The sequence below is a fragment of the Arcanobacterium hippocoleae genome (genome assembly GCF_031456295.1).
In the GTDB taxonomy this organism is placed as follows: domain Bacteria; phylum Actinomycetota; class Actinomycetes; order Actinomycetales; family Actinomycetaceae; genus Arcanobacterium_A; species Arcanobacterium_A hippocoleae.
In genome coordinates, this window is record NZ_JAVDUJ010000001.1 from 1,150,532 (window position 1) to 1,168,101 (window position 17,570).

The following is a 17,570-nucleotide window of genomic DNA, read 5'->3' on the forward strand; positions in this document are numbered from 1 at the left end:
CTATATTTGTCAAGCTGCGAGAGTGACTTGTTTGCGGGTTAGTTCTTTGGTGAGGTGCCGGTAGATTTTGCGTGCGAGGTAACGTTTTATCAGCCGAATAGTCTCGCGTTTGGTTTTTCCTTCGGCTAGTCGTTTTTTCATGTAGGCGCGGGTCTGGTCATCGTTTCTCAGGCGTACGAGAGCCACGGTATGTAGAGCGTTATTGAGTGCTCGGTCTCCGCCTCTGTTGAGCCGGTAGCGTACCTTGTTTCCTGACGATGCTGGTATTGGGCTTGTCCCCGCTAGGGCAGCGAAAGCCGCTTCGCTTTTGACCCTGCCCACGTGGGAGTAAGAGATAATCATTTGCGCGGCGGTGACAGGGCCTACTCCTGGCATTTCAAGTAGTGTTGGGGCTACTAGTTCAACGAGCATTGCCAGTTGTGCTTGGTTTTCTGCCAGTTGTGTTCGAGCGTCAATGATGGTTTTGGCTAGGCGTTTTGCTTCTTGTTTGGCAACGAGTACGTCGATAGCGTCACCGGGTTGTGCCTCAAGTGCGGCGATTTGGTGGATCTGTTTTACCGACAGTGCTCGTCTGGCATCAATGCCAAGGTCTGTACAGCGGGTCAGAGCTGTCAACGAGTTGATGTTAACGGTTGTGGCACGTGTGAGCTGTTTCCTAGCAGCAACCAGGATACGCAGAGCCTCACGATAATCTCCTTGTTTTGGGATAGTCAGCTCGGTTTCATCTTTACCAAGAGTCCTAGCGGCGATCTGAAAGGCGTCAATTACATCGTTTTTAGCGAGTTTCTTACGACCCCTTACTAACAGGCGTGGGGCTTCAACCACGCGGTAACCTGCCTGCTCTAAAGCAACACGGAACCTAGTGCCATAGGAGGCTGTGCCTTCCATAGATACTAAAACCTCACGTAAATCAGCTCTTGTGTGTTTGGTGATCCATTCTTGCGCGCGGACGTGTCCTTGAGAAGTGTTGGCGAACGTCTGACAGACGATTTCAGCACCTGTGGCGCACTCTAGGATCGATAGCACATGGTTTCTGGCGTGTGTATCGATGCCTACGATGAAACGGTAGAGGTGTGCGACAATTGCCATATGGATTCAACCTCCTTGGTTATTGAAAACAGCGGGTTGTTTCTTACCTTGAGGTCTGATCCGGCATCGTGTTCTTAGAGTCGTGTCTAGGACTTGGTTTGCTGGCAATACTGTGACGAGTCACGCCAACGAAAACTGGCGGACATGCTTCTAATCAAGCCAATACATACCGGCCGGGTCAGACCACAACCCTCGCAGCGGACATGTCAGCCAAAAAGCACCAGAAACTTTGCTCCCCTTACAGGGAGATCAATATCTCTGCGCCGGTATATACACGAGTCACGCCACCAGAGCTATGGTCTAATCCTGCCAGCCGATCCCAGACCAGCCACACCCAAAAGTCTCACAGTATGTACATGACCAAACAAGAGAAGGAGAGATGGTCATGAACAGCTTCGAACGCGACCAGCTAGCAATTCAGAACGGCGATTCAGTTCAGGTGATGAAGCGTCGTAAGGCTGAAATCACCGCCCTAGAAGCAAAACTTGGACGGGAGAAGAACGGCTTCCGAGCATCCATCATCGCCCACCAGCTCGAGGAGCGTCGCACCGAATACCCGCCCTCGACGCCCTGATCTAAACCCCGCACACTACGCCTAAGCCCTCACGGTTTAGGCGCAGTGCTCTGAGAACTTTTCGCCCCGCTGGTTGGGGCTTTTCTTATGCCATTGGAGAGGAGGTGAATTACGATGCGTCAACTACACGCCTATACACCAACAAGGTTCATGGCCGACGGCTCGACCTATGACAAGCGCAAGGCTGACTATGCGGTCGCCTTTATCCAGGCTTTGAAGCATACGAAGGGCCGCTGGTCAGGCAAACCCTTCCATTTGATTGACTGGCAAGAACAAATCATCCGCGACCTGTTCGGAACCGTCAAGGCTGACGGGTTTAGACAGTTCACGACCGCCTACGTCGAGATACCCAAGAAGATGGGCAAAAGTGAGCTCGCCGCCGCAGTCGCGCTCCTGCTCACCTGCGGGGATGGTGAAGAACGCGCCGAAGTCTATGGGTGTGCAGCCGACCGCCAGCAAGCGAGCATCGTGTTCGAGGTAGCTGCCGACATGATCCGCATGAGCCCAGCCCTCTCGAAGCGAGTAAAGATTCTTTCTTCACAAAAGCGCATTATTTACAAGCCCACTAACTCCTTCTATCAAGTCTTGAGTGCAGAGGCGTATTCGAAGCACGGGTTTAATATCTCCGGTGTTGTCTTCGACGAACTGCACACCCAACCGGGGCGTGCCTTGTTCGACGTCATGACCAAAGGTTCTGGTGATGCCCGCACCCAGCCGTTGTACTTCCTGATTACGACGGCTGGCACTGATACGCATAGTATTTGTTATGAGCAGCATGAGAAAGCCGAAGACATCCTCGCAGGCAAAAAGCACGATCCGACGTTCTATCCAGTGATTTACGGGGCTGGCCGTGAGGACGACTGGACCGACGAAGCCGTGTGGTATAAGGCTAATCCTTCTCTAGGGATCACGGTTCCGATTGAGAAAGTCCGCCAAGCCTGCACAAGCGCGAAACAAAACCCTGCTGAAGAAAACACGTTCAGGCAGTTGCGTTTGAATCAGTGGGTGAAGCAGTCGGTGCGGTGGATGCCCATGCACGTGTGGAACCAAAACTCAGCACCCGTTGACCTGAGCGATTTGGAGGGGCGTGTGTGTTACGGCGGGCTTGATCTAGCCTCGACGACGGATATCACAGCGTTCGTGCTCGTCTTCCCACCCCAAACTGGTGACGACAAATACGTTATCGCGCCCTGGTTTTGGATCCCTGAGGACAACCTCAAACTCCGCGTCGCGCGCGACCATGTGCCATACGACCTGTGGGAGCAGCAAGGCTTCCTGCAAACCACGGAAGGTAACGTCGTCCACTACGGCGCGATCGAAACCTTCATCGAAGAACTAGGGACTCGGTTCGATATCAGGGAGATTGCTTTCGACCGTTGGGGCGCAGTCCAAATGAGCCAAAACCTCGAAGCCTCAGGTTTCACCGTTGTCCCGTTCGGGCAAGGCTTCAAAGACATGAGCCCGCCCTCGAAAGAGCTGATGAAACTCGCACTCGAAGGACGCCTAGCGCACGGCGGGCACCCAGTTCTGTCGTGGATGGTGGACAACATTCACATCCGCCAAGACCCTGCAGGTAACATCAAACCCGACAAACAAAAGAGCACCGAGAAGATCGACGGCGTGGTCGCAACCATCATGGCACTCGACCGCGCCATCCGAAACGGCACCGGACACATCAGCGGAAGTGTTTATGACGAGCGCGGATTGTTAGTATTTTGAATTCCAAATCAATATGCTTGTTGACTGTGCGAATGAAGAGTGTGTTAGAATAACGCTAACACTTTAAGCAACAAGGAAGTTGTGTAATAGTGTGTTGTTCCGTGGCGGACATCAATACTCACTGTGGGGCAGATGTTGCCAGAGCAAAATCGTGTAATGAAGCATGCTAAGGAGAAATATTATGACAGCTAAAACAGCGATTATAGCAGCTATCACGAGTGCTACCCTCTCTATGTCAAGCGTAGGAGTCGCAACAGCTGCAGATATAAATACTGTAGGTGGAGGAAATACTGAAGTCTCTGTAATGAACTCCGATATAGCTTCGAGCCAGGAATTAGAGCAACTTGCGCAAGAGCTAGAAAATATTTTTGCTACATATTTGTCTCAGAATGATGCAGGACGTTGGTATGTCACTGAGGCGGGGTATATGTCGCATGTCAATAAAGCGGATCTTGAAGTGATAGCAGCAAGATTGAATGGCGAGCCATTTGTCAATAATACTGCTATTCAAACTAGATCCAGCGATTACACAAAATGCGTAATTGATGTTACAGGGCTTGGAGCTATTGCGGGATTATTTACTGGAGCTTTTACCAAGCTAATCGAAAGGCAACTTTGGAAGGAAGCTGCTCTTTATATCGTTAAAATTGTAGGGAAAAATGCAATTAAAGGCGGCGTTGTAGGTCTTGCTGCATCATTGGCTGCATCTGCTATTTGGTGTGCGACTCCGTGGTCGCGGTAGTGAAACGGGAGGGAGGAAGATTCTCATGTCACAGAAGCTCCGATACGTTTTACAGGCGGTTGTATGTACAGCATTGATCGGTCTCTTATTTTTTATTGGTACCTTGACTTCTGAGTTTTTTAACGACATAGTGCACGAGAATATGGCTGCAGTTGTGGTGATCTCGGTGGTATTTCCCGCAGTTACCATGTATTTAAAGTACGACTCCGAGAAACAAAAGTAGTATTTTCTTCCAGTTGCGTTCCTGGTGCGACGCAGGCAAGTTTGGTGAAAACCATCCTCGCTCATAAGACCGTGATTGCACAAGCGCTTAAAATGTTTGGTCTTGGGGCTGCTGCAGGGGCTCTTCTCGAAAGCGATAGTGTGAAATAGGGGAAATATGTTCTGCCAAAGGTCAGAATCAGACGGTGCGGACAATGTGGGTAGTTGGAGAATTTTTCTTACTTCTATCGTCTACACCGTTTGGTTCGCTCTAGCTACGCATCTAGCTCTGGGGTATGCTAAAAATGCGTCAATCACCTTTATTGTTTTCAGTTACAGTTGGCTTTTGGCGCTTGTGATGTGTTTTAAGAGGCAACAGTTTTTGGGGATGAGAACAGCAGCGGTTTTGTTAATCGGCGGGCTTTGCATGTTCCCTTTTTCTATATATGTAAATATAAGATGGGCGCAAATTGTTTCAACAATAGTAACAATTTTAATTATTGTTAGCCTTTCGGTTTTTTCGTCTTGCACAAGATGCTCGATATTTTCCAGATAAAATATCAGTAACGTCTGGTTAATAGATAACGTCCGTATCCTCCAAGATCCGGCAGGCAACATCAAGCCCGACAAGCAAAAGACACTGAGAAGATCGACGGCGTCGTCGCCACAATCATGGCACTCGACCGCGCCATCCGCTGCGGACAAGGAACCGAAACCGGAAGCGTTTACGACCAACGAGGACTACTCGTACTGTAAAAAGAATTTTCTCTTGACAACATAATGTGAGATATATCTACACTGTAGATAACAGTATTTAGCCAACAAAGTTGTTGCGCAAATACTGTTTTACCTGCAGTAAGCATCGACGCTACTGCGGAACAGAGGTTGCCGACATGGTGCCGACAACGTGACAAATAAGGAGAAAAAATGAAAATCCACAATATGGTCATTGGAGCCTCTGTAAGTTTGGCACTCGGATTAGCGGGTACAGGTGTAGCTGCTGCTAGCGTGAGTGAGGGGAACGGTAGAGGTGTTTCGACACCAGCAGTCTCGACATCGGTTAACCTAAACTCGATTTCACCTTCGCTGAGTGACGCGGAACTTGACCGTCTTATTCAGGCATTAGAGAGAGTTCCAGAAAACTTAAGGAATGCAAACCCGAGGACAACGCCGAATTATGAAGCCGAGCTTTCTCGAGCGCTAAACGGAATACGTGTTGGAGGGATAGCTACGCGAGCATCGTGGTGGCAGTGCGGTGCTGAGGTAGCAAGTGTAATTGTTCAATATGGTCTTCCTGTGGGCAAAATACTCAAATGGCTGAAGGAAGCGCGGAAAATTTGGGGTGGTGTAAGCGGCATTTGGAGAGCCATTAAAAGCGGAGCAGCTTTTGCTGAGATTGGCGAGGAAGGTGTCCAAGCTCTCGAGATGATTCTCGGATTCGATGGGGTGATTTCCGCTTGCTTCGGGTGAGAGCGGAGAAGTGATATGAGTACGACTTGGAAGCCCATCTCGTTTTCTTACGCCTGGTGGGGGCACATAATCACTGGTTTTATTATTGGTATATGTGTTTTCATAGCCTCTAACATTGTGTTTTGGCTGATACCCCACAAGGCGACCGTGTATCTATTGATAACTATTGTGGGAGTAAGTGTGGTTGTTTGCGAAACACTATCGACCATATTTGATCAGTATTACGCAAGAAAAAAGAAACATAATTCTCCAGGTGGTTGGCGACCCATCTTTGTGAAGCTTTTTCTTTTAGCAATTACTTATTTCTCCTCGTCGTACGCGCTACTTAACTCCCTGTTGTCGGCAGGAATCATGGCAGCGCTCGCAATAGCTGTGGAGCTGGTTTCTATTACCTTACTGAGGTCTTGGGAACCAGGAATGAATGATGAAGAAGTGCGTGAAGCGTGGCGAAATACCGCAGAGGCCGCTAAACGGGTGATAACGGAAGACTGAGATGTGGACGTTATAACAAAAAAGGTAGAGGAATTGAACCTTGATTGATGGGAAGCAGCAATGGACGTATGTGACATAGGGGATTAAATGCGTGTAACCAATGTGGCAGGTTGGCTGCTTTGCATAGCTGGCATCGTTCTTCTGTGGCTGGATATTTCTCATGCCGAGTTCTTGTGCTTGGCTGGTTTTTTAGTGGCTCTTGCTGGGGTGGTCTGCTCGAAAGCAACATCGAAGAACCGTGATGTTTCTGATAGATGATCTTATTTTTCTAGATTTTTCTATAGGTTCGATTTTTCATATCTGATGGGCATCTGTCTTGTGGCAGGTGCCCATCTTCATGCCTGCTCTTCTAGGAGGTGAGAAATGGGTTTTCTGAATTGGCTGCGTGGCAGCTCTGCTCGCAAATCTGACGATCATGCGATTGGCTCGGGTTATAGCTTTTTCTTCGGGGCTGCGTCGTCTGGTCGTCCGGTGACTGAGCGTAGCGCGATGCAGTTGACTGCCGTGTATTCGTGTGTGCGGATTTTGGCTGAGGCGGTCGCGGGTTTGCCGTTGCATGTTTACCGGCAGAGTGCTGATGGGGCGAAGGTGAAGGCGCTCGATCATCCGCTCTATAGGTTGTTGCATGATGAGCCGAACCTGGAGATGACGTCCTTCGTGTTCCGTGAAACGTTGATGACTCACTTGTTGTTGTGGGGTAATGCGTTTGCTCAGGTGATTCGTAATGGTCGTGATGAGGTTATCGGCTTGTATCCGCTGATGCCAAACAGAATGACCGTGGGCAGAGATGAGCAAGGTCGTTTGTATTATGAGTATCAGCGTACATGGGATGAACCAAGTGGCAGGTTCGAAACTGTACGCCTGTCACCGCATGAAGTGTTACATATTCCAGGGTTGGGTTTTGACGGCCTGGTCGGCTACAGCCCGATTGCGATGGCAAAAAACGCTATCGGCTTGGCTCAAGCGACGGAGGATTATGGTGCGAGCTTTTTCGCGAATGGTGCGGCTCCCGGTGGCGTGTTGGAGCATCCAGGAACAATCAAAGACCCAGCTCGCGTCCGCGAATCATGGCAGTCGACGTTCGGCGGAGCGAGGAACGGCAACAAGATCGCCGTGCTGGAAGAGGGCATGAAATACACGCCCATCAGCGTCTCACCTGAGCAGGCCCAGTTTTTGGAGACGAGAAAGTTTCAGATCAACGAAATTGCTCGAATCTTCCGTATTCCGCCGCACATGATTGGCGACCTCGAAAAATCCTCGTTTTCCAATATTGAGCAGCAATCGCTCGAGTTCGTGAAGTACACGCTGGATCCGTGGGTGATCCGCTTCGAACAAGCCATCAGCAAAACCCTCCTTGCTGAGCGTGAGAAACCACAGGTGTATGTGAAGTTTAATCTTGAAGGCTTGCTGCGTGGGGATTATAAGTCGCGGATGGATGGGTATGCGGTGGCGCGGCAGAACGGGTGGATGAGCGCTAACGATATCCGCGAGTTAGAAAACCTCGACCGCATCAGCATCGAGGCAGGCGGTGACCTCTATTTGGTGAACGGGAACATGCTCCCGCTCGGGCTTGCTGGAGCCTACGCGCAGACAACCGCATCTGAACCAGAGCCTGAACTGGCCCAGGAACCTTCGAGTAACGAGCTTCCCTTAAGGAGGAGGATATGAGACGTTTTTGGAACTGGCTCACCCCCGAGCCAAACAATTCTGACCCGGACGCGACAAGTGTCCGGGTTTTGCGTATCAGCGGCACGATCGCTGAAGAATCCTGGTTCGATGACGACATCACACCCAGTATCTTCGCCCAAGAACTGAACGCCGGTTCTGGTCCGGTGACGATCTGGCTCAACAGCCCCGGAGGGGACGTGGTGGCTGCGGCGCAGATCTACAACATGCTCATCGACTACCCAGGCCACGTGACCGTCAATATCGACGGCATCGCCGCATCCGCCGCGTCCGTGATCGCGATGGCCGCCACGAAGGTCGCCATGAGCCCCGTGTCGATGTTGATGATTCACAACCCGGCCACCATGGCGGTCGGTGACAAGGACGAACTCGCACGTGCAATGAACATGCTTGATTCGGTTAAAGAATCGATTCTGAATGCATATCAGGAGAAGACGAACCTGAGTCGGGCGAAGCTGTCCAAGCTCATGGACGCTGAGACCTGGATGGATGCTCGGGCCGCGATTGACATGGGTTTCGCCGACGAACTCCTGACCGGCGAACGTAGCCCGGCCTTCAACGCTAAGCCGGACGAAGAACTAGAAGACGATGAGGACGATGTGGAGTCGCCTGACGAGCCTGACAAGGACGACGGCGAGGAGCCGAAGCGCCCTCCGTTCCAACCCAAGAACGTGGGACAAGGCACGGTGTTTTCACGCCGAGCAGCCGAGCAAAAACTCGTCGCGCACCTGACCGCCACATCACCACCGTCGTCGTCGAAGCTTGTGCGACCACCACGCCCCACCACTACACCCGCTGCACCTGTTGGTCGGCGGGTTCTTGATTTGTACGCCGAATTGATCAATCAACCCCACTGAAAGGACCAATATCCATGTCTACTTCACTTTCTGTTTCTGACCTTCGTACCAAGCGCGCAGATGTTTGGGAGAAGGCGAAGGCCTTCCTTGATGAGCGCCGCGACACCAGCACAGGTTGCCTATCTGCTGAAGATGATCAGGCTTACGCGAAGATGGAAGCCGAGATCGACCAACTCACTAACGAGATCGCGCGTTCTGAACGCGCGTTGCGCCGCGACGCCGACCTCGCCAAGGCAACCAACATGCCGCTCACCTCCATGCCCGGTATGAGCCCTGATGATGAAGCCAAGCCGACTGCACCTCGAGCAACCGCCTCGTACAAACGGGCGTTTTGGGATGCGATGCGGCTCAACGCTTCTCCGATGGAGGTGCGCAACGCCCTGTCCGAAGGCGTCGACACTGAAGGCGGATATTTGGTGCCTGATGAGTTTGAACGCACGCTGATCTCCTCACTGGAGGATCAGAACATCATGCGTTCTTTGGCGAAGGTTATCCAAACCACTAGCGGGGACCGTAAAATCCCCGTGGTTTCCACGCACGGCACTGCAGGCTGGTTGGACGAGGGCAAGCCTTATACCGAATCGGACGAAGCCTTCACCCAGGTGACACTGTCGGCGTTTAAGCTCGGCACCTTCCTCAAAATCAGCGAAGAGCTGCTCAACGATGCGGCGTTTAATGTTGAGCAGTATCTGGCTGTGGAGTTTGCTCGCCGTATTGGCGCTGCTGAAGAAGAAGCCTTCCTCACCGGGGATGGCAAGGGTAAGCCCACCGGCATCTTCACTGCATCTGGCGGTGGTGAGAAGGCGGTGACCACAGCTAAAGCAACGGATATTACGGCTGATGAGCTTATCGACCTGCACTATAGCCTGCGCGGCCCGTATCGGAAGAACGCGGTGTGGCTGATGAACGATTCGACCGTCAAGACCGTGCGCAAGCTTAAGGATGGTAATGGCCAGTATTTGTGGCAGCCAGCCCTGACCGCAGGAACCCCTGATCTGGTTCTCGGCCGCCCGGTCCATACGTCCACGTTTGTTCCGGAGATTAAGGCTGGTGCGTCGACGGTGGCCTTCGGTGACTTGTCGTATTACTGGATCGCCGACCGACAGGGCCGCTCGTTTAAGCGGCTCAACGAATTGTTCGCCACCACCGGGCAGGTCGGATTCCTGGCTTCCCAGCGTCTGGACGGCAAGCTCGTCCTACCCGAAGCAGTCAAGCTGCTGACCCAGAAGGCCGGAGCATAACAAACCCCGCACATGGAGAGGAGGTGGCCGCAATGACCACAACAGAGCTTATCGATCAGGTGAAGGCGAATCTGCTCATCGGCTTCGATGATGACGACAGACTGATTGCTGCGTTGATCAATGCGGCCACCTCCTACGCCTGCGCTTTCCAGCACCTGCCTGAAAACCACTACGGAACACACGAGATGTCTGGGGCAACCAGGCAGGGCATTGTCATGCTCGCCTCCCATTTCTATGAGTCGCGTGATGGTTCGACGGCAGGCTTTTGGGCAGATAAACCGGATGCCGCTAAAGCGGTGTGGAACGCGGTGAACAACCTGCTGCGTCTGGATCGTGAATGGAAAGTCTAAGAAAAGGAACATTCATGGCTTCTCTTGGATCCATGCGCACCACGATCGACCTCATCACCCCGGTTACGGTGCGTGATAAGGCAGGGTTCACCACCACACGCGATGAAGTGCGGGCAACCGTGCGGGCGCAGGTCGAGGTGCGGCACGCGAGTGCTGCGTGGGTGAACCGGGCAGCGTACTCACAGGCTGACGTCCTCTTCCGCATCCGCAACCTCCCAAACCTGCCCGTCACGACGGATATGCAGATCAGTAGCCCAGACGGGCGGTATGTGATCGACACGGTCGAAGTGATCGGCAGGTATGTTGAGATTCTTGCTCACCACACCAGCCCTGAAGGGAGCAACTAATGGCTCGAGTGCAGATCCGCTTGCCGAACGCGTTCATTGACTCCCTCAACGCCGCCAGCCGTGTACTGGAGTATTCAGCTGATGAGGTACTCAAGGCGGGAGCCGCCGTAGTCGAGCCGCGTATGCGAGCAAACCTCACGAGCGTAATCGGCCGGAACACCAAACAGACATCACGCTCGACAGGGCAACTACTCGCAGCACTGGGCACAACGAGCGTGAAGGTGAACAGTCGAGGTGATCACAATATTAAGGTCGGCTTCGCTGAAAACCGGCGTGACAGCAAAGCGAATGCGTTGATCGCCAACGTCCTCGAACACGGCCGGTCTAATCAGCCTGCACGCCCATTCCTTGCACCCACCAGGGCACAAACCAGGCGTGGTGCGATCGAGGCTATGAAAACGACGCTCACGGCGCGGATCGAGCAGGTGAGACAATGACCGCATTACTAGAACAGCTCACGAATATTGCTGACAAGCTCGACCTACCATTCGAAATCGGCTTGTTTACTACAACACCAGCACCAGATACGTATCTGGTAACAACACCACTGGCTGACGTGTTAGACGTGTTCGCCGACAACCAGCCCAGCGTTGAGATCGAAGAAGTCCGCCTCGCTTTATTCACACGCAGCAATTATCTCGACCTGCGCAACCGGATTACCCGCGCACTGCTCGACGCAGGACTAACCATCACAGCACGCCGGTATGTCGGCTTCGAAACCAACACCGGATTCCACCATTACGCGATAGACGTCGCGGCCCACCACACACTCTGAAAGGAACACACCCATGGCAACGATTGGTTTAGACAAACTCTACTACGCCACCATCACCGAAAACCCCGATACGGGTGAGGAAACCTACGCCAAACCCAAACCGCTGGCCAAAGCTATCTCCGCAGAACTCTCCGTCGAGGTGGCTGAAGCAATCCTCTATGCCGATGACGGGCCAAGTGAGATCGTGAAAGAATTCAAATCCGGCACCCTCACCCTCGGTATTGACGATCTGGGTGGTGAAGCAGCGGCCGCCTTGACGGGTGCGAGCGTGGATTCTAACGGCGTCCTCATCTCCGCCTCCGAAGACGGCGGCAGCCCGGTGGCGATCGGCTTCCGCGCCGCACGCTCCAACGGGAAGTATCAATATTTCTGGCTTTATCGGGTTAAGTTTGCCCTGCCCACCGAAACGCTGGCCACCAAAGCCGACTCGATCACGTTCTCCACACCCTCGATTGAGGGCACGATTCTACGGCGTAACAAACCCGATAGTAAGGGGCGGCATCCGTGGAAAGCTGAAGTGCTCGAGGGTGGGACTGGTGTGAAACAAGAAACGATTACCAACTGGTACAACCAAGTCTACGAGCCTGCCAAAAACTAACAAGCAAGGAACATTAAACGATGACCACCAAAAAGAAAAACTCTGTTGTTGAACCGAGGCGCTCTGCAACCGTCAGCATCGGCGGGGAGGACTACGAGCTTGTGCTTACGACGAAAGCCACTAGGCTGATCGCCGAGCGCTATGGCGGGCTCGAACATTTAGGCGACACCCTCGAAACCTCCGAGGACCTGGGTAAAACATTAGGTGAGGTGATTTGGTTGATCACGCTACTGGCCAACCAATCAGTTCAGATCCACAACCACCATCACCCTGATGATAAACGCCCAGAATTGAGCGAGGACGAGGTCGAACTGCTCACCGTCCCTGCCGATCTGGCAGACTATCGTAGCGCAATCGCTGAGGCTTTACAGCGAGGCACTAGGCGTGATGTGCTCACCGAGCCAGTCCCAAAAGCACCAGTGGCGGACGCATAGTCGAAAACGACCATGCTGTGTTCACACGGCTTACCTATATTGGCATAGCCCACCTCCACATGACACGCGTGGAGGTGGGTCTGACCGTGTTCGGCGAACTTTTGGATCTCGTCGACTGTTGGCGGTTAGAAACCGGCAGAGCGCAGCCGCTGCGTCAATGGTTCATCGACGACGTGATTCCCGCTGGAATCTAGGAAATTTTGATGTCACTTCCGTTATGACACTTGAGGAAAAGACCGTTTTGTTGAACAAGTAGACGTAATGTCTCGAGGAAACTACCACAAGCGTTGTAGAGCGTTACCTGAAGTGCTCCATCAATGCTTAGTAGAACATTTTCATCTGTGAAAAAAATTTGTAATGATGATAGATCATTAACGATTACTTCCTTTATAATCTCATCTAACTTTTGATACGGAAGCTCACGTATATTATGGAGCGGTTTAAGATCTGGATGAAGCTTAAAGAAAGTCTCATTCTCAGTAAGGTAAAGCTTTGCCTCATATTCAGCTATCAGAGTCAAAGAAATGAAACAAATTCGACGAGCAAAGTCCTGCACATAGTTACCTGTTTCTAAGAATTGTTCATAGTGAAGAAAATCTGGATTTTTGGGCTGAAAAGGGATGAAGTCCAACACATGCCACGATGAACTTTCTTGGATCTGGTCAATATGACTTAGAAAATCGTTCATCCTATCAGTTTCCTCATTACTAGTCACCAAGTACCTCGCCATTCTCGCCTAGAGATGCAACTCTCTTACCCTGTTTGTTCTTTAACTTCCATTTCCTTCCACCGTGTCCTGCTGTATCTTTGTCAATGCTCCAGCCATTATCAGCCTTCCATTCTTGACGTCCCTTTTGCTTCTTAGTAAATTTCCCAAGATTCACATCACCGTTAGATTTCTTTAGCTGAGAAGGGATAGAAGCCCGAATACGAGCTATAGATTGTGAATGTGAATCAGCTAGCCATGACGTAATAGTATTCCATAACCAACTACCAACTGAAATGGTCACTCCTGCAACAACAATAGCTCCTGTTGCTGCGATGGCTACTTGCCCAATACCTGGAATAAAATAGAGACCTGGAAGAGCAGCAACCGCTGCTCTTGGCATGATCCCAGAGTTATAAGTGGAACACAACATTACTGCCTGATCGAGAGCACTGCGAAACTCTTGTTGTGTGTAGAAAACACCATTTATAGAAACCCCTTGAGCTGTCACAACAACATTGGAATTGTGCGTGTGCATGATTGAACTGAATGCGAAATCCGAATTCGTAAGCGAGGAATTCTCTGCTGCTAATGCTGTTCCTGTGCTAGTAGTAAGAGCGAGAGCCACAGTGAATCCAATACTTCTGATGATTGACTTTTTCATACCTACATCTTTCATTGAGGAAAACTAGATAACTGTTTACTTAACCCAGGATTATAGGAAACCTCCTAAAAGCACATAAATACATTCGTATCCGTCATTGTTTTTATTTATCTATGTAGGGAATACAGACTTATGGCTGATTCCAGTTTTGGTTTGAAGATTGGTTTGGAGGGTGAGCGTGAGTTTAAGCGCGCGATCACCGAGATTAACCGTGAAATGCGGGTGCTTGGCAGCGAGATGAAGCTGGTGGCGTCCTCGTTTGATAAGAACGACAAGTCCGCTGAAGCTCTCACCGCCCGTAACCAAGTGTTGGGTAAAGAGATTGAGGCGCAGAAAGCTAAGATTGAGACTTTGCGTGCGGCGCTTGAAAACAGCGCTTCCTCGTTTGGGGAGAATGATGCTCGGACGAAGAATTGGCAGATCCAGCTTAATAACGCGGGCGCGCAGCTCAACCAGCTCGAGGGTGAACTCAAATCGAATAATGATGCCCTGTCGGATTTTGGGGACGAGGCTGACGATGCGGGCGATGATGCCAAAGGGGCGGCAAAAGATGCGGGCAGGCTCGAAGGGGCGGTCGATGATCTCGGCAACGAGATGGATTCCACTTCCGGTAAGACCCGTGTTTTCGGTGACGTGCTCAAAGCCAACCTTGCTTCTGAAGCGATCATCGCAGGCGTGAAAGGTATTGGGCATGCGATCGCTTCTATTGGGCGTGGCATGGCAGGTGCCCTTAAAGAGGGCGTGGAGTATAACGCTCGCATGGAGCAATACTCCACAAGCTTTACGACGATGCTCGGCGATCAGGCGAAGGCTCAACAGCTGGTTAATGATTTGAAGGTTCAGGCGGCGAAGACTCCGTTTGGTATGCAGGATTTAGCTTCCAACATGCAAACCCTGCTCTCGTTTGGCATGTCGTTGGAGGATGCGAAGAAACACTTGAATGAGATCGGTGATATTTCCCAGGGGGATGCAGTGAAGATGGAGTCTTTGACGCTCGCCTTCGCTCAAATGTCTTCGACTGGCAAGCTTACGGGTCAGGACTTGTTGCAGATGATTAACGCTGGATTTAACCCGCTCGAGGAAATCTCGCGTAAGACTGGCAAGTCGATTGGTGAGTTGAAAGAAGAGATGGCCAAGGGTGCTATATTTGCGGATATGGTCGCGGACGCGTTCGCTTCGGCTACGAGCGAGGGTGGCAGGTTTTACGGGGCTATGGACGCCCAATCCAAAACGTTTTCTGGTCAGCTTGCGACAATGCACGACGGGGTGGAAAACCTCAAAGTCGTGCTAGCTGGCGGACTGAGTGATACTCTGGCTGGGTCGGTGTTACCGATGGTGAACGGGTGGATTGATGAACTGACCGCAGCGTTTGAAGAAGGCGGCACACCCGCCCTCATCGACATCCTCGGTCAAGTCTTACAGGAGGCTCTCGGGTTTATTGCTGACCAGTTACCGATGGTGGTTGAAACCGGCATGTCTATCCTCACCGCACTGCTCGAAGGGATTATTGAAGTCCTCCCACAAGTAGCCAAGACGGCGGTGACGTTGATTGTTGCGTTAGTGGAAGCCATTATCGAAGCTCTCCCGTCCTTGTTGGAGGCGGCGATACAGATTATTGCCACTTTGGTTTCTGGGATTGGTGAAGCCTTACCGGAGCTTGTTCCAGCGGCGGTGCAGATGCTTGTGGCGCTCGTGCAGGGTTTGGTGGATAATTTGCCGCTTTTGTTGGACGCGGCACTACAGTTGATTACTGGACTTGCAGAAGGTCTGATCGCAGCGATCCCTGTGATTATTGAAGCATTGCCGCAGATCATCACTGGGATTGTCACGTTTCTTGTGGGTGCGATCCCGCAAATCATCGAAGCAGGAATCCAACTGCTCACTGCGTTGATTGGGGCTATGCCGCAGATTATCACTTCGATTGTGGCTGCTTTGCCGCAGATTATTACCGCTATCGTGTCCGGCGTGGTCGGTGCTATCCCGCAGCTTATCGACGCTGGTATCCAACTGTTGACCGCGTTGATTGACGCACTACCGCAAATCATCACGACGATCGTGGCAGCCTTGCCGCAGATCATTGCCGCGATTGTCTCTGCTATTGGTGGGGCGATCCCGCAACTCGTCCAAGCTGGTATTCATTTACTTACCGCGCTGGTTCGGGCGATGCCTCGAATCATCTCAACCATCGTGTCAAATATTCCAGCAATTATTTCTGGTATCGTCCGCGCGGTCGGGCAGGGTGTTTCAGCGATGGCTGATGCGGGTAAGAACCTGGTTTACGGCCTGTGGAACGGTATCCAAGGCTTGGCGGGCTGGTTGTGGAATCGGGTCTCGAATTGGGCACGCGGGATTTGGGACTCGATCACCGGCTTTTTCGGTATCCACAGTCCTTCTCGGAAGATGGCTTGGGCTGGACGGATGCTCGTCGAAGGCCTAGCAGGCTCCATCAAAACCGATGGGAACAAAGCCATCAGCGCTGCTACTGGTTTGGCTAAGGACACGATGGACGCATTCGCTGACCTTGGAAACGGGCTGAGTGTCCCGATCGACGCGGTTACAGATCTGCAAGTGCCGAGTGTTGATCTTACCCCGCAACCCAAGGCTGTATCTCAGCGAAGCAGTGAGAGCGCGAATGAGCGTGTGGATGTGGCTGGGATTGTGGATGCGACTGCGAAACGTATCCTGTCCTCACTGGACATCAGCGTGACGCTCTCGGATGGGACGCTGGTAGGCAAACTCGCACCCGCTCTCGACAAACAACTTGCACGCCTTGACCGCAGACAGGCCGTGATGGCAGGAGGCTACTAATGTACGGCTTCACCCTGGGCGACCAGACCACTTCGGCTTCGCTTGGGCTGCGGCTTACCGCACCAGTCGCGCTGCCAGTTGCAATAAGAGCTGTTGACGATATTAAGGTCGAAGGCCGTGCAGGCACGTTGACCAGGTTCACGGGCTGGGAGGACGCTGAATTTGAGCTTGAGCTTGCGATTCCTATCCGCGACAGGCTCGAGAACTACAGGAAAGCCGTCTACGAGCTCACGAATGCTTCTACGATCGCGTTCACTGCCGATCCTGGTGTTTACCGCAAGGTTAAGCACTGCGAAGTGAGCGAACTTCGGAGGGAGTTGTCGGGGTGGGGGTTCTTCACTGCGTGGCTCACCTGCCAGCCCTTCAGCTATTTGTCTGAGGGCTTGAAGCCCGTAACGATGTTGGAGTCGGGGACGCTCACCAACCCTAGCCTGTTGGATGCTGATCCGATCATCACCGTTACTGGCACCGGAGCGTTGTCTTTGACGATCAATGCGCGCGTCTATCACGTGAATTCGCCAGCAGGCTCCGTCACGCTCGACAGCGAACGCCTCGTCGCACACGCCCACGGGAAAGTCCAGACCGATGCGTTAACAGGATCGTTCCCAGTGTTAAAACCTGGTTTAAATCAGATCACTCTTGGCGCGGGCATATCAAAAGTGGTCATCATACCGAATTGGCGGGGTCTTTAAAATCATCCTTACTCATGCATTTATCTGTGTTTCGTCAAATTAAACTAAGCCATTTGGGGTACGGAAAAACGTCCGCACCCTATTTGTGCATTTATTTTTGAGCCGTTTGTGCACTGGCTGGCCGT

Annotated in this window: 20 protein-coding genes and 1 pseudogene; 18 read left to right on the forward strand and 3 right to left on the reverse strand. The window is 52.0% G+C overall.

The window, feature by feature from the left end; all coding sequences use genetic code 11:
- Positions 1-9 precede the first annotated feature (9 nt).
- Positions 10-1,089, reverse strand: coding sequence for an IS110 family RNA-guided transposase (locus tag J2S36_RS04875; RefSeq protein WP_309956115.1), 1,080 nt, complete (start codon positions 1,087-1,089; stop codon positions 10-12).
- Between the two features lie 385 nt (positions 1,090-1,474).
- On the opposite strand from J2S36_RS04875, the gene J2S36_RS04880 reads away from it, so the two are divergent.
- From J2S36_RS04880 to J2S36_RS04955, 16 genes and pseudogenes are all read left to right on the forward strand, one after another.
- Positions 1,475-1,663 carry a hypothetical protein gene (locus tag J2S36_RS04880; RefSeq protein WP_309956116.1) on the forward strand — a complete coding sequence of 63 codons (189 nt, stop codon included), beginning with the start codon at positions 1,475-1,477 and terminating at the stop codon, positions 1,661-1,663.
- Positions 1,664-1,777: 114 nt separating this feature from the next.
- A complete protein-coding gene (locus J2S36_RS04885) occupies positions 1,778-3,382 on the forward strand; it encodes a terminase large subunit (RefSeq protein WP_309956118.1) in 1,605 nt (534 codons plus the stop codon).
- Between the two features lie 181 nt (positions 3,383-3,563).
- On the forward strand, positions 3,564-4,124 hold the full coding sequence (locus J2S36_RS04890) for a hypothetical protein (RefSeq protein ID WP_309954381.1): 561 nt from the start codon (positions 3,564-3,566) through the stop codon (positions 4,122-4,124).
- Between the two features lie 772 nt (positions 4,125-4,896).
- A pseudogene (locus J2S36_RS04895) lies at positions 4,897-5,081 on the forward strand (terminase TerL endonuclease subunit); the annotation flags it as partial.
- Positions 5,082-5,252: 171 nt separating this feature from the next.
- On the forward strand, positions 5,253-5,795 hold the full coding sequence (locus tag J2S36_RS04900; RefSeq protein ID WP_309956120.1) for a hypothetical protein: 543 nt from the start codon (positions 5,253-5,255) through the stop codon (positions 5,793-5,795).
- Between the two features lie 15 nt (positions 5,796-5,810).
- Complete coding sequence (locus J2S36_RS04905; RefSeq protein ID WP_309956122.1) at positions 5,811-6,287, forward strand: hypothetical protein; 477 nt, start codon at positions 5,811-5,813, stop codon at positions 6,285-6,287.
- Positions 6,288-6,374: 87 nt separating this feature from the next.
- Entirely contained in the window at positions 6,375-6,545 is a 171-nt protein-coding gene (locus J2S36_RS04910) for a hypothetical protein (RefSeq protein WP_309956123.1), read from the forward strand.
- A gap of 105 nt (positions 6,546-6,650) precedes the next feature.
- Complete coding sequence (locus tag J2S36_RS04915; protein ID WP_309956124.1) at positions 6,651-7,955, forward strand: phage portal protein; 1,305 nt, start codon at positions 6,651-6,653, stop codon at positions 7,953-7,955.
- Entirely contained in the window at positions 7,952-8,830 is an 879-nt protein-coding gene (locus tag J2S36_RS04920) for a head maturation protease, ClpP-related (RefSeq protein ID WP_309956125.1), read from the forward strand. The genes J2S36_RS04915 and J2S36_RS04920 overlap by 4 nt, the downstream gene beginning before the upstream one ends.
- Positions 8,831-8,844: 14 nt before the next feature.
- On the forward strand, positions 8,845-10,071 hold the full coding sequence (locus J2S36_RS04925) for a phage major capsid protein (RefSeq protein ID WP_309956126.1): 1,227 nt from the start codon (positions 8,845-8,847) through the stop codon (positions 10,069-10,071).
- Between the two features lie 32 nt (positions 10,072-10,103).
- The gene (locus J2S36_RS04930) at positions 10,104-10,421 is read left to right on the forward strand and encodes a head-tail connector protein (RefSeq protein ID WP_309956127.1); all 318 of its coding nucleotides are present in this window, start codon (positions 10,104-10,106) and stop codon (positions 10,419-10,421) included.
- A 14-nt stretch (positions 10,422-10,435) separates the two neighbouring features.
- Positions 10,436-10,768: a head-tail adaptor protein gene (locus J2S36_RS04935; protein WP_309957494.1), complete on the forward strand. Its 333-nt coding sequence runs from the start codon at positions 10,436-10,438 to the stop codon at positions 10,766-10,768.
- Positions 10,768-11,205: an HK97-gp10 family putative phage morphogenesis protein gene (locus J2S36_RS04940; RefSeq protein WP_309956128.1), complete on the forward strand. Its 438-nt coding sequence runs from the start codon at positions 10,768-10,770 to the stop codon at positions 11,203-11,205. The genes J2S36_RS04935 and J2S36_RS04940 overlap by 1 nt, the downstream gene beginning before the upstream one ends.
- The gene (locus J2S36_RS04945) at positions 11,202-11,543 is read left to right on the forward strand and encodes a hypothetical protein (RefSeq protein WP_309956129.1); all 342 of its coding nucleotides are present in this window, start codon (positions 11,202-11,204) and stop codon (positions 11,541-11,543) included. The genes J2S36_RS04940 and J2S36_RS04945 overlap by 4 nt, the downstream gene beginning before the upstream one ends.
- 13 nt (positions 11,544-11,556) lie before the next feature.
- Positions 11,557-12,141, forward strand: a complete 585-nt coding sequence (locus J2S36_RS04950; protein WP_309956131.1) for a major tail protein — start codon at positions 11,557-11,559, stop codon at positions 12,139-12,141.
- Positions 12,142-12,161: 20 nt separating this feature from the next.
- Entirely contained in the window at positions 12,162-12,575 is a 414-nt protein-coding gene (locus J2S36_RS04955) for a polysaccharide deacetylase family protein (protein WP_309956133.1), read from the forward strand.
- Between the two features lie 190 nt (positions 12,576-12,765).
- Here the strand turns inward: J2S36_RS04955 and J2S36_RS04960 are convergent, their stop codons facing one another.
- Positions 12,766-13,263, reverse strand: a complete 498-nt coding sequence (locus J2S36_RS04960; protein ID WP_309956135.1) for a hypothetical protein — start codon at positions 13,261-13,263, stop codon at positions 12,766-12,768.
- Positions 13,264-13,282: 19 nt separating this feature from the next.
- Positions 13,283-13,960 carry a hypothetical protein gene (locus J2S36_RS04965; RefSeq protein ID WP_309956137.1) on the reverse strand — a complete coding sequence of 226 codons (678 nt, stop codon included), beginning with the start codon at positions 13,958-13,960 and terminating at the stop codon, positions 13,283-13,285.
- Between the two features lie 117 nt (positions 13,961-14,077).
- On the opposite strand from J2S36_RS04965, the gene J2S36_RS04970 reads away from it, so the two are divergent.
- Entirely contained in the window at positions 14,078-16,753 is a 2,676-nt protein-coding gene (locus J2S36_RS04970) for a phage tail protein (RefSeq protein ID WP_309956138.1), read from the forward strand.
- Positions 16,753-17,445, forward strand: a complete 693-nt coding sequence (locus J2S36_RS04975) for a hypothetical protein (RefSeq protein WP_309956141.1) — start codon at positions 16,753-16,755, stop codon at positions 17,443-17,445. The genes J2S36_RS04970 and J2S36_RS04975 overlap by 1 nt, the downstream gene beginning before the upstream one ends.
- The last annotated feature ends 125 nt before the right edge of the window (positions 17,446-17,570 follow it).